Raw genomic sequence first — 15795 nt, 5'->3', positions numbered from 1 at the left:
TTTGAGAATATTTTGCATTCGCAGGTGTGGATTTATTTACCTGCCCCGTCTCCCTCCGGTCTGCATTTGATACGTACACCTTTTGGCTAGTTAGCCGCACCGGGGGATTTCATGTTTCGCGCGCCTTGCCACGCTTCGCACCTGTTTCTTCGACCGACCCTCATCGCCAGTTGCCTGGCGTTCAGCCTCAGCGCCCAGGCGGATTCGCTCAAGCTGCAACTGCCCGCCCAGGCGCTGGCCACGTCTCTGAGCCAAGTGGCGCAGCAGGCTAAAATCCAGCTGCTGTTCGATGAAACGCTGCTCAAGAACGTGCAGGCGCCAGCGCTCGACGGCGACTTCACCCCGGAAGTGGCCATTCGCACCCTGCTCAAGAACGGTGAATTTACCCTGATCAGGGTCGGCAGCACCTACGTGGTCAAGCCCGAAGACCCCAAGACCACCAACAGCGGCGCCGTGCAACTGGATGCCCTGAGCGTGATCGGCACCGGCAACAAGGTCGACTCCACCACCGTCGGCCGCTCAACCCTGCGCCAGGCCGACATCGACCGCTACCAGCCCAACAACATCCCATCGCTGTTGCAGACCCTGCCAGGCGTGTTCATGGGCGGCTCGTCCAAGCCGGGCGGGCAGACCATCAACATCCGTGGCTTCGGCGAGGCCGAAGACGTACCGATGTCGGTGGATGGCGCGACCAAGAGCGGTTTTGAGCGCTACCAGCAAGGCACGGTGTTTATCGAGCCCGAGCTGATCAAGAGCGTCGAAGTGGAGAAAGGCCCCTACTCGGCCTTCACCGGCAACGGCGGCTTTGGCGGCTCGATCATCATGGAAACCAAAGACGCCCCCGACCTGCTGGAAGACGGCCGCAACGCCGGCGCCATGCTCAAGTACGGCTACGCCAGCAACGACCACGAGCAGGTCTATAGCTCAGCCGTCTACGGCCGCACCGACGACGGCCGCTTCGATGCGCTCGCCTACCTGACCCAGCGCGACGGCGGCGACATGAAACTGGCCGGCACCCCGCCCGATCCCGACAACAAGTTCCCGATCAACCCCAAGCGCCTGCCCAACAGCGCCCAGGATGTGGACGGCAAGCTGTTCAAGGTCAACGCGCACTTCACCGATGAACACAGCATGGGGTTGTCGTACTCGCGCGCGAGCAGCGAGCGCTGGACGCCGTTCTCGGCCAAAAGCTATCCCACACCGCCGCTGCAATCGGCCATCGACCGCTATGGCTACGAGGGCGCACTAAAGCGCTTCCTGGCCAACCGCACCACCGTCGACACCACCTACTCCGGCAAGTACGTCTACCAGCCGCTGGACAACCCGCTGATCGACTTGAAGCTCAGCTACTCGGTGTCCCGCACAGACCAGACCGACGAGCGCAACGAGGACGCCTCGTTCAGCCTGGCCACCGGCGGGCGCAAGATGGACACGGCCTATGGCGACAAGATCCTGGAGTTGCGCAACACCAGCCTGTTCAACACCGGGCCGCTGGAACACGCGCTGACCACCGGGGTGCAGATCCGCAAGCACAAGCGTGAAACCGAAAGCTGGATGCCGGGCGCCACCTACAACACCGCCAAGTACAACTACGGGCATTTCCAGCCGTACTTCATGCCCCACGGCAAAGTCGACACCCATTCGTTCTACGTGCAGGACGCGGTGACGATCGGCGACGTGACCATCACCCCGTCCCTGCGCTATGACCATGTGCGCAACCGCGGCGAAGCCAACGACGCGCCTTACTACAGCAACCCCGATCCCAGCATCGGCCACGACTACAGCGACAAAACCTACACCGGTTGGTCGCCGCGCCTGGCCGCCTACTGGGCCATCACCCCGGATGTGGCGATGTTCGCCAGCTGGAACAAAACCTGGCGCGCCCCGGTGATCGACGAACAATACGAAGTGCAAGGCCTCGGCAGCCGCACGTCCACCAGCCTCAACCTCAAGCCGGAGCGCATCACGGCGATCACGGCGGGTAACGTCACCAACTTCTCCAACCTCATCGGCCATGGCGACAACCTGCAACTGCGCACCACGCTGTTCCATAACCGCATCGAAGACGAAATCTTCAAGGCCACGGGCATCGGCTGCGACCGGCAAAACAGCGTGTCCGGCACCATCGACAACGTCTGCACCAGCGCCGACATGGCGGCCAAGACCAACTACCGCAACGTCGGTGGCATGACCATCAAGGGCTTCGAGCTGGAAGCCTATTACGACTCGACTTACGTGTTCGGCTCGGTGACCTACTCCTGGGCTACCGGCAAACGCGACAACCCCTACACCAACCCGTGGGCCACCAGCACCCACGTGTACGCGCGAGATATTCCACCGGCCAAATGGGTGCTGATGATGGGCAACAAGATCCCGGCGTGGAACGCGCAGGTCGGCTGGACCGCGCAGTTCGTGCGCAAGACCGACCGCCTGCCCAGCGACAAATACTCCAGCGGCTTCAACAGCAGCGTGGGCGACACGTTCTACGACCAATACGCCAACGACGACTACGCCAGCATGGGCCTGTTCGCCAACTGGAAGCCGCAGCAAGCCGGCCTGAAAGGCACCGAGGTCAACTTCACCGTCGATAACCTGCTCAACAACAACTACCGCCCGGCACTCAGCGGCGACCGCGCCTACAGCGAAGGGCGCAACGCGAAGATCAGCGTTACGCGGTTCTTCTAACCGAGCGAGCCGGTCGAGTGGGAGCTGGCTTTTGTGGGAGCTGGCTTGCCTGCGATAGCATCACCTCGGTGCAACAGGCATACCGAGGTGCCTGCATCGCGGGCAAGCCCAGCTCCCTACACACACCCGGTTCCTCCAGCATGCAACTGTACGGATAAATCCGCACCCAGCTGTAGGCCCTTGATCGGCGGGGGTTGTGGCTAGATGGGCTTCCCTTGAAGCCCTATCGATTTCGGTCCCACTCCATGAGCTCGCGCGAAAACACCGGTATGGCCCTTGGCCTGCTGGGCGTCATCATCTTCAGCCTGACCCTGCCCTTCACCCGCATCGTGGTGCAGGAAATCCACCCGTTGCTCAACGGCCTCGGCCGTGCGTTGTTCGCGGCGATCCCGGCGGCAGCCTTGTTGCTGTGGCGCCGTGAACAGTGGCCGAGCTGGCGCCAGGTGCGCGGGCTGTGCCTGGTGATTGCCGGGGTGATCCTGGGCTTTCCGGTGCTGTCGGCGTGGGCCATGCAAACCCTGCCGGCGTCCCACGGCGCGCTGGTCAACGGCCTGCAACCGCTGTGTGTGGCGCTGTATGCGGCGTGGCTGTCCCACGAGCGGCCGTCAAAAGCCTTCTGGGCCTGCGCGGCGCTGGGCAGTGGGCTGGTGTTGAGTTATGCCTTGATCACCGGCGCGGGCAGTATCCAGGCGGGCGACTTGCTGATGCTCGGCGCCATCGCCGTGGGCGGCCTCGGGTATGCCGAAGGTGGCCGCCTGGCCAAGGAGATGGGCGGCTGGCAGGTGATCTGCTGGGCGCTGGTGCTGTCGACGCCGCTGTTGATCGGCCCGGTGTGGTACTTGGCGGCGCAGCATCAAGGCGCGGTGTCGATGCGTACGTGGTGGGCGTTTGGGTATGTGTCGCTGTTCTCGCAGTTCCTGGGGTTCTTCGCCTGGTACGCCGGGTTGGCCATGGGCGGCATTGCGCGGGTCAGCCAGATCCAGCTGTTGCAGATCTTCTTCACCATCGCGTTTTCGGCATTGTTCTTTGGCGAACACATTGAGCCGATTACCTGGGTGTTTGCCTGTGGGGTGATTGTGACGGTGATGCTGGGGCGCAAGACTTCGGTGCAGCCTGCGCCTGCTCTCAAGCCAGACACGGTCTAAATGTGGGAGCGGGCTTGCTCGCGAATGCGGTGTGTCAGTCACACATTTTTCAACTGATCCACCGCGTTCGCGAGCAAGCCCGCTCCCACAGGGGATAGCTGTTCAGTTCAGGTAGCCATCCGCACGCAGCAGGGTTTCCAGGCAGTGTTCGGTGATGTGGTAGAACGCCTTCAGCTCCTGGATTTTTTCCAGCAACTGCGCGTTATCCAGCGGCTGCTCACGCTTGACCGCCAGAATCATCTTGTTTTTGTTGGTGTGATCCAACGAGATGAATTCAAACACCTTGGTTTCATATCCGCACGCTTCGAGGAACAACGCACGCAAGCTGTCGGTCACCATCTCGGCCTGCTGCCCCAGGTGCAAGCCGTATTGCAGCATCGGCTTCAACAGCGCCGGGCTCTGGATCTGCAGGCGGATCTGCTTGTGGCAGCACGGCGAGCACATGATGATCGACGCGCCGGAACGGATACCGGTGTGGATCGCATAGTCGGTGGCGATGTCGCAGGCGTGCAGGGCGATCATCACGTCCAGTTCGCTCGGCGCCACGCTGCGCACATCGCCACATTTGAACACCAGCCCCGGATGTTCCAGGCGCGCGGCGGCGCTGTTGCACAACGTCACCATGTCTTCGCGCAACTCGACGCCCGTCACCTCGCCCTCGGCCTTGAGGGTGTTGCGCAGGTAATCGTGGATGGCGAAGGTCAGGTAACCCTTGCCCGAGCCGAAATCGGCGACGCGCACCGGGCGGTCCAGTTTGAGCGGTGAGCTGGTCAGCGCATGGCTGAACACTTCGATGAACTTGTTGATCTGCTTCCACTTGCGCGACATCGACGGGATCAGCGCCTGCTTGGCGTCGGTCACGCCCAGGTCAGCGAGGAATGGCCGGCTGAGGTCGAGGAAGCGATTCTTCTCACGGTTGTGCTCGGCGCTCGGCGCCTCGCGCAGTTGCTGCGGCTTGCTTTTGAACAGCGAGCTTTTGTTCTTCTTGCTGTATTCCAGCTGGGCTTCGTCGGTCAACGACAATAAGTGCGCGTTCTTGAACTGCGCCGGCAGCAGCGCGGCAATCGTCGCCACGCCCTCGGCCACGGGGAAGTTCTTGGTGATGTCGCGGGTTTTATAGCGATAGACGAAGGACAGGCACGCCTGCTCCTTGACCGTCACCGCCTTGATGATCAGGCGCTGCAACTCGGCTTCGTCACCGACGTACTTGGCCAGCACCAGCTTGATAAAGGCGTTCTGCGCGAGGCTTGTGCCGAGCAGTTCGATGAACTGGGCGTGGTGGTCGCTGACAGGTTGAGCGGTGACAGACATGAACAAAAACGCCTCGGGCTGGGAATGCCGGGCATTTTAGGGGGGACGGGGCTTCAGGGCACGGGGTTATTTGACTAACGGTAATTGTATTGCCGACACAACACCCAATGTGGGAGCGGGCTTGCTCGCGAATGCGGTGGATCAGACAATGAATCTGTTGACTGACACACCGCATTCGCGAGCAAGCCCGCTCCCACATTTTTAGTTGAGTACGATCAGGCGATTGGGCAATTCATTGCGGGTTTGCGTCACCGGCACATGCACCTTCAACAACTCGCCACACGCTTCGATGCAGTCGATAAACCCCGCCAGCGTCTGCCCCTGCTTCACCTGTTGGGTAAACGCCTGCACGATGGCATCCCAACTGCTGTCATCCAGGCGCTTGGAAATCCCGTCATCCACCAGGATCTCCACATACCGCTCCGCCTCGCTGACAAAAATCAGCACGCCGGTGCTACCCAGGGTGTGGTGCAGGTTCTGCTCCAGGAACTGCCGGCGGGCCAGGTTGGATGCGCGCCAATGGCGCACCGAACGCGGGATCAAGCGCGTGGTGACCTTGGGCAAGCGGAACACCAGGCACAACACGATGAATGTCGCCCACTGCGCCAGCAGCAAGGTGTACATGGTCATGTAGCCCGACAGGTAATGCACCACGCCGGGCACCACCAGCGCGATCAGACTGGCCCACAACAGCGGGATGTAGGCGTAATCGTCGGCGCGGGCTGCCAGTACCGTCACCAACTCCGCGTCGGTGGTTTTCTCCACGCGGGCGATGGCTTCGGCGACTTGGCGCTGCTCGTGTTCAGTCAGTAATGCCATGGTTATCGTTGCTCTCTCATTATTATCATCACCAGCCGCCCGAAGCCCCACCGCCGCCGAAACCACCGCCGCCGCCACGGAAACCGCCGCCGCCACCGCCGCCACCACCACGGCCGCTGCTGCTGAGAATCGCCAGCAGGATCGCGCCCACCGGCAGGCCCAGGCGATTGCACAACCACAACACGCCGATCAGCAGGATAAACAAGCCAATGGAAAACCCGGGATTATCCTTGGCAAAGTTGGCATCCGCCACATGCGCCGGCACGGCCAGCGGTTCGCCGCCCACCACCTGCAGCATCGCCGCCACGCCGTCGCTGATGCCCTGGCTGAAGTTACCAGCCTTGAACTTCGGTGCGATCACCTGGTTGATGATCACCCACGCTTGCGCATCGGTGAGCACACCTTCCAGGCCGTAGCCGACTTCGATGCGCAATTTGCGCTCATCGCGGGCGACGATCAGCAGTGCGCCGTTGTCCTTGCCCTTCTGGCCGATGCCCCAGTGGCGGCCCAATTGGTAACCGAAGTCTTCAATGGGCACGCCTTGCAGGTCGGGCACGGTGACCACCACGATCTGGTCGCCCGAGGTCTGCTCCAGCGCCTGCAATTGCTGGGTCAGCCGCTCGCGCGTGGGCGCGTCGAGCATCTGGGCGTTATCGACCACCCGCCCGGTCAGCGCCGGGAATGTCAGCGCCGCCTGGGCCACGCCCACGCAAGCCAACAGCCACAGCGCCAGGCCTATCCTTAGTAAACGCATCGACACCTCAGTGCAGCTTTACTTGAACTTCACTTGCGGCGCTTTATCGGCGTCGGCGCTGGTGGCTTCAAACGAGGCGCGGATCGGCAAGTCGCTGTACATCACGCTGTGCCACAGCCGGCCCGGCAAGGTGCGGATCTCGGTGTTGTAGGCCTGCACCGCCTGGATAAAGTCGCGGCGCGCCACGGCGATGCGGTTTTCGGTGCCTTCAAGCTGGGATTGCAGGGCCAGGAAGTTCTGGTTGGCCTTGAGGTCCGGATAGCGCTCGGACACCACCATCAGGCGGCTGAGGGCGCCGCTCAAACCGTCCTGGGCTTGCTGGAACTGCTTGAGTTTTTCCGGGTTGTCGAGGGTGCTGGCATCCACCTGGATCGAGGTGGCCTTGGCCCGTGCTTCGATCACCGCGGTAAGGGTGTCCTGCTCATGGGCGGCGTAGCCCTTGACCACTTCCACCAGGTTGGGGATCAGGTCGGCACGCCGTTGGTACTGGTTCTGCACCTGGCCCCAGGCGGCTTTGGCCTGTTCGTCCAGTGTCGGAATATTGTTGATGCCGCAACCGCTGAGCACGCTGCTGATCAATAACAATGCCGCGGCTTTCAAGCCCCAGCGGTAACCCTGTGCTGCTTGCATGGTGTTTCTCCTGGCGAACTTTGATGGAATTTGGCAACCGTGAGGCATAATCCGCTACCACGACTGGATTGCATCGAATCAATCAGCTAAAAAGATGCCCACCGCAAACAAGAGTTCCGAAGTGTGCGGCATTTGTCGGTATAACACTCGAACAACAACGTACGCTCCCCACATTTTGGCAGAACAGCGCATTTTCGCTGTGCAGTGAGCCGAAAAAGGATATTCATGAAAAAGCTGTGTTTGCTCGGCCTTGTTGCCACTCTGGCCAGTCACCCCGTATGGGCAGAAACAAAGCCTGCTGCGCTTAAGGACAAGGACGCCTTCGTCAGCGACCTGCTCAAGCAGATGACCCTCGATGAGAAGATCGGCCAATTGCGCCTGATCAGCATCGGCCCCGAAATGCCCCGCGAGCTGATCCGCAAGGAAATCGCCGCCGGTCGCATCGGTGGCACCTTCAACTCGATCACCCGCCCGGAAAACCGTCCGATGCAGGACGCGGCGATGCGCAGCCGCCTGAAGATCCCGATGTTCTTCGCCTATGACGTGATCCACGGCCACCGCACTATCTTCCCGATCAGCCTGGCACTGGCCTCCAGCTGGGACATGGACGCGATCCACCGCTCCGGGCGCATCGCCGCCCAGGAAGCCGCCGCCGATAGCCTCGACATTACCTTCGCGCCGATGGTCGACATCTCCCGCGACCCACGCTGGGGCCGTACCTCCGAAGGTTTCGGCGAAGACACCTACCTGGTTTCGCGGATTGCCGAAGTGATGGTCAAGGCGTTCCAGGGCACCAGCCCCGCGAATGCCGACAGCCTCATGGCCAGCGTCAAGCACTTCGCCCTGTACGGCGCGGTGGAAGGCGGGCGCGACTACAACGTGGTCGACATGAGCCCGGTCAAGATGTACCAGGACTACCTGCCGCCGTACCACGCGGCGATCAAGGCCGGTTCCGGCGGTGTGATGGTGGCGCTGAACTCGATCAACGGCGTGCCCGCCACCGCCAACACCTGGCTGATGAACGACCTGCTGCGCAAGGACTGGGGCTTCAAGGGCCTGGCCGTGAGCGACCACGGCGCGATCTTCGAACTGATCAAGCACGGCGTGGCCAAGGACGGGCGTGAAGCCGCCAAGCTGGCAATCAAGGCCGGTATCGACATGAGCATGAACGACTCGCTGTACGGCAAGGAATTGCCAGGGCTGCTCAAGTCCGGCGAGATCGAACAGAGCGACATCGACAACGCCGTGCGCGAAGTACTCGGCGCCAAGTACGACATGGGCCTGTTCAAGGACCCGTACCTGCGCATCGGCAAGGCCGAGGACGACCCGGCCGACACCTATGCCGACAGCCGCCTGCACCGCGCCGAAGCGCGTGATATTGCCCGGCGCAGCCTGGTCTTGCTGAAAAACCAGAACAACACCCTGCCACTGAAAAAATCCGCGACCATCGCCCTGGTCGGCCCGCTGGCCAAGGCCCCGATCGACATGATGGGCAGTTGGGCCGCCGCCGGGCGCCCGGCGCAATCGGTGACCCTGCTGGACGGTCTGAACGCGGTGATCGGCGAAAAAGGCAAAGTGATCTATGCCCGCGGCGCCAACATCACCAACGACAAGGCCGTGGTCGACTACCTCAACTTCCTCAACTTCGATGCCCCGGAAGTGGTGGACGACAAACGCGCACCGCAAGTGTTGATCGACGAAGCGGTGAAAGCCGCCAAGAGTGCCGATGTGATCGTGGCAGCGGTGGGTGAGTCCCGTGGTATGTCCCACGAATCCTCCAGCCGCACCGACCTGAACATCCCGCAGAGCCAGCGCGACCTGATCAAGGCGCTGAAAGCCACCGGCAAGCCGCTGGTACTGGTGCTGATGAACGGCCGCCCGTTGTCGATTCTCGAAGAGAACCAGCAGGCCGACGCGATCCTGGAAACCTGGTTCGCCGGCACCGAGGGTGGCAACGCCATCGCCGACGTGCTGTTTGGTGACTACAACCCATCGGGCAAGCTGCCGATTACGTTCCCACGTTCGGTGGGGCAGATTCCGACCTACTACAACCACCTGACCATCGGCCGGCCGTTCACGCCGGGCAAGCCAGGCAACTACACCTCGCAGTACTTCGATGACACCACCGGGCCCTTGTTCCCGTTTGGGTATGGCCTGAGCTACACCACGTTCAGCCTGTCGGACATGGCATTGTCGTCCACCACCTTGAACAAGACCGGCAAGCTCGACGCCAGCGTCACCGTGAAGAACACCGGCAAGGTCGACGGCGAAACCGTGGTGCAGCTGTATATCCAGGACGTGGCCGGTTCGATGATCCGCCCGATCAAGGAGCTGAAGAACTTCCAGAAGGTGCTGCTCAAGGCTGGCGAAGAACGCACGCTGCACTTCAGCATCACCGAGGACGACTTGAAGTTCTACAACACCCAGCTCAAGTTCGCGGCGGAACCGGGTGAGTTCAATGTGCAGATCGGGTTGGATTCCCAGGATGTGCAGCAGCAGACGTTCGAACTGCTCTAAAACCGTACGCGGTCAAAAAAAAATGTGGGAGCGGCGGTGCGACGATTCGACTTGCTCGCGAAGGCGTCGTGTCAGCCACTGAAGAGTTGGCTGATCCACTGCATTCGCGAGCACCGCCGCTCCCACATTTTGCTCTCAGCGGTCTGGTTAACCGCGTCGGTTGAGCACGTTGACCACCAACCGATCAATCCACCCCCACACCCGCTGCTTCACTCGCCGCCACAACGGCCGCGACTTCCACGCCTCCAGGCTGACCGCCAGGCTCTGGGCAAAATCCCGCTCGAAACTGCCCGCCACCGCTTGCGTCAACTCTGGGTCCAACGCTTCCAGGTTGGCATCGAGGTTGAAGCGCAGGTTCCAGTGATCGAAGTTGCACGAGCCGACACTGACCCAATCGTCCACCAGCACCATCTTCAGGTGCAAAAAGCATGGCTGGTATTCAAAGATCTGCACCCCCGAGCGCAGCAGGCGCGGGTAATACCGGTGCCCGGCATAGCGCACGGACGGATGGTCGGTGCGCGGGCCGGTCAGCAGCAAGCGCACATCCACCCCGCGCCCTGCCGCCCGGCGCAATGCGCGGCGCACGCCCCAGGTCGGCAGGAAGTACGGGGTCGCCAGCCAGATACGTTGCTGGCCGCCGTTCAAGGCGCGGATCAGCGATTGCAGAATATCCCGATGCTGGCGGGCGTCGGCGTATGCAACACGTCCCAGCCCCGGCCCGGTGGCGGGCATTCTTGGCAAGCGCGGCAAGCCGAAACGGGTCGCGGGTTTCCATTCGCGGCGGGCGGCGTTGGCGTGCCATTGGCGGTCGAACAGCGCCTGCCAGTCCTGCACCAGCGGGCCGCTGATCTGCACCATCACTTCGTGCCAGTCGGCCGTGTCGTGGCCCGGGTTCCAGAATTCATCGGTAACACCGGTGCCGCCGACGAAGGCGCAGCCCTGGTCGACCAGCAACAGTTTGCGGTGGTCGCGGTACAGGTTGCGCATCCAGCGCCGCCAGTTCAGGCGATTGTAGAAACGCAGTTCCACACCGGCATCGGTCAGGCGTTTGAGCAGCCCGAGGGTAAACGCCAGGCTGCCGTAGTCATCAAACAGGCAGCGCACCCGCACACCCCGTTCAGCGGCAAGCACCAACGCCTGCACCATGGCCTCGGCACAGGCGCCGGCTTCCACCAGGTACAACTCCAGTTCAACCTGCCGCTCGGCACGGGCAATCTCCACCAGCATCTGCGGGAAGAAATTCGGCCCGTCGATCAACAACTCGAAGCGGTTGGCGCTGCGCCACGGGAACACTGCGCCGCCCACGGTCAGCGCGCCGTAAAGATCAGCACCGCACCCACCGGCACCGACAAGCTGATCGACGCCAAACCGGCCGCCTTGCGCAACGCTGCCACGCCGGGCATCAAATCGAAGTCCTCGGCATGCATCACCACCGGCTCCAGGGTCACGACCTGGAAGCGCCGGTCATCCAGGCGCGTGGCGAGCAGTTCGGCGTTGTAGGTCTGGGTCTTGCCGTGCAAGGTGACGCGCAGCGGCAAGCGCAGTTCCAATTGCGCGCCGGGGGCCAGGTCATTGATGGGTTGCAGGTTGATCTGCGCGTTGATCAGCGCGTCGGGAAAGGTCTTGATTTCGAACAGGTCATTGCGCATACGCTCATCGCGCAACGGAATGCCGCTGTTGATCGACTCCAGCTCCACTTCGACCTGCGCCGCGCCGTTGCCGTCGACTTTGCCATGCAACACCAGAAAGCGCTGCACTTCGGCGATGTCAGTGTTTTTGCTGGTGACGAAGGACAGGCGTGAGGATTCGTTATCCAGATACCAGTCGGCATGGGCAGGCACGGCAGCGGCGGCCAACAGAGCGAAGGCCAGGGGTTTGATCAGCATTAAAGACTCGTAGGGAGAAAAACCTGCACGAACCTTAAGCGCAATGTCCCAAGCGGCGCAAATCCAATCTGGGCACGGGTTTGAGTGGAGTGGCGCTTGTGTGGGAGCGGGCTTGCTCGCGAAAGCGGTGGGTCAGTCAACTATTCAGTGGCTGACATGACGCTTTCGCGAGCAAGCCCGCTCCCACAAGGGATATGAGGCGTATCAGGGATTGAGGCGGCAGCCCTGGCGGTCGCCAAGCCAGCGCGCCGTGTGGGTACGCCCCATCCCGCTGGCGGTAACTTCGCTGCGCTCGGGGTTATCGCTCAACGCACTGGTGGGCACGTATTGCTTCACGTAACCACGGCAATACTCGGCGGGGTTGTTCGCCACATAACGGCACGAACAATATTCCTTGGCGGTATACGCCGCGATGATGTCGGGAAAGGCTTGCAGGTTGACGCGCTCGTGCCAGGCCCAGCCCAACAGGGCGAGCAACAGCACGATCAGCAGGCTTGTAAACGGCCGACCACGGATCATGGCTGCACCGCCGCGAGCACGCGCTTGAGCAGTTCGTTGTGGCGGTAACTGCCGTCGCGATCATCGCCGTAGCGCACGATCACCAAGTGTTCGTCGGGCATCACATACAACGCCTGTCCCCAATGGCCCAGGGCGGCGAAGGTATCGGCGGGCGCATCCGGCCACGGCCTTTGGGCGCCTTGATTGAGCCACCAGTGCCCGCCCGGCACGGCTTCATCCTGGCCGGCCTGGTAGTGGGCAAACGCCTGGCGATTGAAGGCAATCCATTCCTTGGGCAGCAACTGCTGCTCGCCCCAGCGACCGTCCCGCGCCATCAACAGGCCGACGCGCGCGAGGTCGCGGGCAGTGAGGTAGGCGTAGGACGAGGCGACATAGGTTTCATCGGCATCGGTTTCCCAGGTCGCGTTGTGAATGCCCAGCGGCTTGAACAGCGCATCCCACGGGTAACTCATGTAAGCCTTGTGGCCAAGCATGCCCTTGAGGGCGGCGGACAGGATGTTGCTGTCGCCGCTGGAATAACGAAACACCTGGCCCGGCGCGTGGGCGGCGTCGGTGTCGGCGGCGAACTCAGCCATATCGCGATGTCCACGGGTGTAGAGCATCGCCACCACCGAGGATTTCAGCGGGGCGTATTCGTAGTCCTCCTGCCAGTCCAGACCCGAGGCCCAGTGCAACAGGTCGGCCATCGTCACCGTGGGGTGCTGCTTCATCGGCGGATAAAACCGCGCAGCCGGGTCGGTCAGTTTGAAGCGGTTTTCACCGTAGGCCACGCCCAACACCGTCGCCATCAGGCTTTTACTGACAGACCAAGTGAGGTGCGCAGTGCTGGCCGTGGTCGGCGCGGCGTAGCGTTCGTAGATGACCACGCCATCATGGACCACCAGCAGCGCATCGGTGCGAATGCCTTGGCGGGTGGCATCGTCGCGCGGGGGAAATGCGTAGGCGTTCAAGGCATCGAGCGCGGGGCCTTCGATTTGCGAGCCCCTGGCCCACTCCTTGGCAGGCCAGGTTTCGGCGTGGGCGGTAACGGTGACTGACAGCAGGGCAACACACAACAGGCCTCTGACCATGGACGCGGACTCAAGGGGGGCATTCAAGCCCGCGAGGCTAGCGCAGGGCAATGACAGATTTGCGACAGAGCAGCCTGTCATCCAAGCGTCACCATAACTTCATGGAGATGACACCGGGCCTCCATAGCCTGAGTTTGGACAACAAAGTCGACCGGCCGAAATCGTGGCCGGCACTCGGAGACTCGCCATGACTCAGATCGCCCGCATCAGCGACACCGGCAATGAACGCCGTCTGCAAGCCGAACGCCTGGTTGGCGCGCAGGCATTGCAGGAAGCCCAGGCCTTGCGGTTCAACGTGTTCAGCGGCGAATTCAACGCCAAGCTGAAAGGCGCGGAACTGGGTCTGGACATGGATGACTATGATGTTCACTGCAGCCACATCGGCGTGCGGGACTTGAACAGCGGTCGTTTGGTGGCCACCACCCGCTTGCTCGACCACGCGGCCGCCAGCACCCTGGGTCGGTTCTACAGCGAAGAAGAATTCAGCTTGCATGGCTTGCTCCACCTGCAAGGCCCGATCCTGGAAATCGGCCGCACCTGCGTCGACCCGGCCTACCGCAACGGCGGCACCATCGCCGTATTGTGGGGCGAGTTGGCCGAAGTGCTGAACCAGGGCGGCTACAGCTACCTGATGGGCTGCGCGAGCATCCCGATGCACGATGGCGGCATCCAGGCCCACGCGATCATGCAGCGCCTGCGCGAACGCTACCTGTGCAACGAACACCTGCGTGCCGAACCGAAAAAACCACTGCCGGCGCTGGACCTACCGTCCAACGTCATCGCGGAGATGCCGCCGCTGCTCAAGGCCTACATGCGCCTGGGTGCGAAGATCTGCGGCGAGCCGTGCTGGGACGAGGATTTCCAGGTGGCCGACGTGTTCATCCTGCTCAAGCGCGATAACTTGTGCCCGCGCTACGCCCGCCACTTCAAGGCGGCCATGTGATGAGCCGCCTGCGGGTGTACGGGCGCATTGCCCGCGTGCTGGTGGTGGTGGCGCTGGGCTTGAGCATGGCCAGTGTGTTTGGCCTGTTCGAGCGTTTGGGTATCGCCAATTCGATGCCGCGGCGCCAGCGTTGGTCGCGGTTTTTCATGGCGCGGCTGACCAACGCCCTGCCCTTTCGCGTCACGGTACACGGTGAGCTGCCGACCCAGCCGATGCTGTGGGTGAGCAATCACGTGTCGTGGACCGACATTCCATTGCTGGGCGCCGTGGCGCCGATGTCGTTCCTGTCCAAGGCCGAAGTGCGCACCTGGCCGGTGGCCGGTTGGTTGGCGGCGAAGGCCGGTAGCTTGTTCATTCGCCGTGGTTCGGGCGACAGCCAGTTGATCCGCAAGCAGATGACCCGCCATCTGGAGCAACAGCACCCGCTGCTGATGTTCCCCGAAGGCACCACCACCGACGGGCGCAGCCTGCGCACCTTTCACGGGCGCTTGCTGGCCAGTGCGATTGATGCGGATGTGGCGCTACAACCTGTCGCGATCCGCTATCTGCGCGAGGGTCAGGTGGACGCATTGGCGCCGTTTATTGGCGATGATGATTTGCTCTCGCACCTGATGCGCTTGTTTGCCAATGATCAGGGCGATGTAGAAATTCATCTGCTCAAGCCGATTGCGTGCGCCGGGCAGGAGCGTGCGGCGCTGGCGTATCAGGCGCAGCAGGCGGTGCAGAAGGCGTTGTTCGGGCCGGTGCCAGAGGCTGAAGAGGTAGAGGCTCGACCTGCATTTGCAGCATGAACACAGTTCAAAATGTGGGAGCTGGCTTGCCTGCTCCCACATTTAGATCTCAGTGTTCAGTTGGGCTTGTGCAAAAGCCTGTAGCTGTGGATAGAACACTCGGAAGTCGTCACTCAGCGGTTCATACAACACCCGCAATTCCTGCATGGCATGTCCGAGCTCCTCAGGCTGCGTCAACCGCCGCGAAATCCCCCGCAGCACCTGCTCCATCACTGCAAACTCACGATACGAACCCAACCAGTCATCGGCCGCCATATACGGCGCAATCTGCGCCAGCCGCCCCGGCAGTTGTGGCTCGGCCGCCAGCACGCGGTACACCTGCGAGGTGAAGCGCTCCAGCGGCTGGTCGGCATACAGCGCCCAATCCCGCGCCAAGCAGTGGTCGAAAAACACATCGAGGACGATCCCGGCATAACGCCGGCGGGTCAGGCTGAAGCGCGACAACGCCTGCCCCACCAACGGATGACTGTCGGTAAAACGGTCGATGGAACGATGCAGCTGGATCGCCGCCTCGATTGACGGGCTGAACTGGCCTTGCAGGCGGCCTTTGACGAAGTCGCCATAGAGGCTGCCCAGCAGTTGCGCAGGAAGTTGGCCGCCCAGGTGCAGATGTGCGAGATAATTCATGGCGCGCAGTTTAGCACTGCCGCCAACGTATCGTTATAACCCGATATACCGATTTGGCCTGTTCTCAGAGCAAAATCATATTGGTATATCGGGATATA

General features: G+C 62.1%; 14 protein-coding genes. 5 read left to right on the top strand and 9 right to left on the bottom strand.

Features of this window, described 5'->3' with window-relative positions; translation table 11 throughout:
• Nucleotides 1-111: 111 nt before the first annotated feature.
• Nucleotides 112-2685 carry a TonB-dependent receptor gene (locus PSH81_RS07005; RefSeq protein ID WP_305392227.1) on the top strand — a complete coding sequence of 858 codons (2574 nt, stop codon included), beginning with the start codon at nt 112-114 and terminating at the stop codon, nt 2683-2685.
• A gap of 245 nt (nt 2686-2930) precedes the next feature.
• The gene (locus PSH81_RS07000) at nt 2931-3830 is read left to right on the top strand and encodes a DMT family transporter (RefSeq protein ID WP_305392226.1); all 900 of its coding nucleotides are present in this window, start codon (nt 2931-2933) and stop codon (nt 3828-3830) included.
• Nucleotides 3831-3932: 102 nt separating this feature from the next.
• On the opposite strand, the gene PSH81_RS06995 is transcribed toward PSH81_RS07000, so the two are convergent.
• From PSH81_RS06995 to PSH81_RS06980, 4 genes are all read right to left on the bottom strand, one after another.
• Complete coding sequence (locus PSH81_RS06995; RefSeq protein ID WP_226455245.1) at nt 3933-5141, bottom strand: SAM-dependent methyltransferase; 1209 nt, start codon at nt 5139-5141, stop codon at nt 3933-3935.
• 201 nt (nt 5142-5342) lie between these two features.
• Nucleotides 5343-5960: a TPM domain-containing protein gene (locus PSH81_RS06990; protein WP_226455244.1), complete on the bottom strand. Its 618-nt coding sequence runs from the start codon at nt 5958-5960 to the stop codon at nt 5343-5345.
• A gap of 28 nt (nt 5961-5988) precedes the next feature.
• Nucleotides 5989-6714: a YgcG family protein gene (locus tag PSH81_RS06985; RefSeq protein ID WP_305392225.1), complete on the bottom strand. Its 726-nt coding sequence runs from the start codon at nt 6712-6714 to the stop codon at nt 5989-5991.
• Between the two features lie 18 nt (nt 6715-6732).
• Nucleotides 6733-7344 carry a LemA family protein gene (locus PSH81_RS06980; RefSeq protein ID WP_305392224.1) on the bottom strand — a complete coding sequence of 204 codons (612 nt, stop codon included), beginning with the start codon at nt 7342-7344 and terminating at the stop codon, nt 6733-6735.
• A 225-nt stretch (nt 7345-7569) separates the two neighbouring features.
• Here PSH81_RS06980 and bglX point away from each other — a divergent pair, with 225 nt between their 5' ends.
• Nucleotides 7570-9861, top strand: a complete 2292-nt coding sequence (gene bglX, locus PSH81_RS06975) for a beta-glucosidase BglX (RefSeq protein ID WP_226455242.1) — start codon at nt 7570-7572, stop codon at nt 9859-9861.
• 147 nt (nt 9862-10008) lie between these two features.
• Here the strand turns inward: bglX and PSH81_RS06970 are convergent, their stop codons facing one another.
• The 4 genes from PSH81_RS06970 to PSH81_RS06955 all read right to left on the bottom strand — a co-directional run bounded on the left by PSH81_RS06970 (nt 10009) and on the right by PSH81_RS06955 (nt 13336).
• Entirely contained in the window at nt 10009-11166 is a 1158-nt protein-coding gene (locus tag PSH81_RS06970) for a phosphatidylserine/phosphatidylglycerophosphate/cardiolipin synthase family protein (RefSeq protein ID WP_305392223.1), read from the bottom strand.
• 2 nt (nt 11167-11168) lie between these two features.
• Nucleotides 11169-11747: a YceI family protein gene (locus PSH81_RS06965; protein ID WP_226455240.1), complete on the bottom strand. Its 579-nt coding sequence runs from the start codon at nt 11745-11747 to the stop codon at nt 11169-11171.
• A 204-nt stretch (nt 11748-11951) separates the two neighbouring features.
• The gene (locus PSH81_RS06960) at nt 11952-12266 is read right to left on the bottom strand and encodes an amidase (RefSeq protein ID WP_305392222.1); all 315 of its coding nucleotides are present in this window, start codon (nt 12264-12266) and stop codon (nt 11952-11954) included.
• A complete protein-coding gene (locus PSH81_RS06955; protein WP_305392221.1) occupies nt 12263-13336 on the bottom strand; it encodes a serine hydrolase in 1074 nt (357 codons plus the stop codon). Before PSH81_RS06955 ends, PSH81_RS06960 begins: the two co-directional genes overlap by 4 nt.
• 187 nt (nt 13337-13523) lie before the next feature.
• Between PSH81_RS06955 and olsB the strand changes: the two genes are divergently transcribed.
• The gene (gene olsB / locus PSH81_RS06950; RefSeq protein ID WP_105525131.1) at nt 13524-14279 is read left to right on the top strand and encodes an L-ornithine N(alpha)-acyltransferase; all 756 of its coding nucleotides are present in this window, start codon (nt 13524-13526) and stop codon (nt 14277-14279) included.
• Entirely contained in the window at nt 14279-15070 is a 792-nt protein-coding gene (locus PSH81_RS06945) for a 1-acyl-sn-glycerol-3-phosphate acyltransferase (RefSeq protein ID WP_305392220.1), read from the top strand. Before olsB ends, PSH81_RS06945 begins: the two co-directional genes overlap by 1 nt.
• A 42-nt stretch (nt 15071-15112) precedes the next feature.
• Here PSH81_RS06945 and PSH81_RS06940 read toward each other — a convergent pair whose 3' ends face one another.
• A complete protein-coding gene (locus PSH81_RS06940) occupies nt 15113-15697 on the bottom strand; it encodes an ACP phosphodiesterase (RefSeq protein ID WP_192299265.1) in 585 nt (194 codons plus the stop codon).
• Nucleotides 15698-15795: the final 98 nt, after the last annotated feature.

The sequence above is a fragment of the Pseudomonas sp. FP2335 genome, from assembly GCF_030687535.1.
Classification (GTDB): Bacteria; Pseudomonadota; Gammaproteobacteria; order Pseudomonadales; family Pseudomonadaceae; genus Aquipseudomonas.
This window is presented reverse-complemented; position numbering and strand designations above follow the sequence as displayed.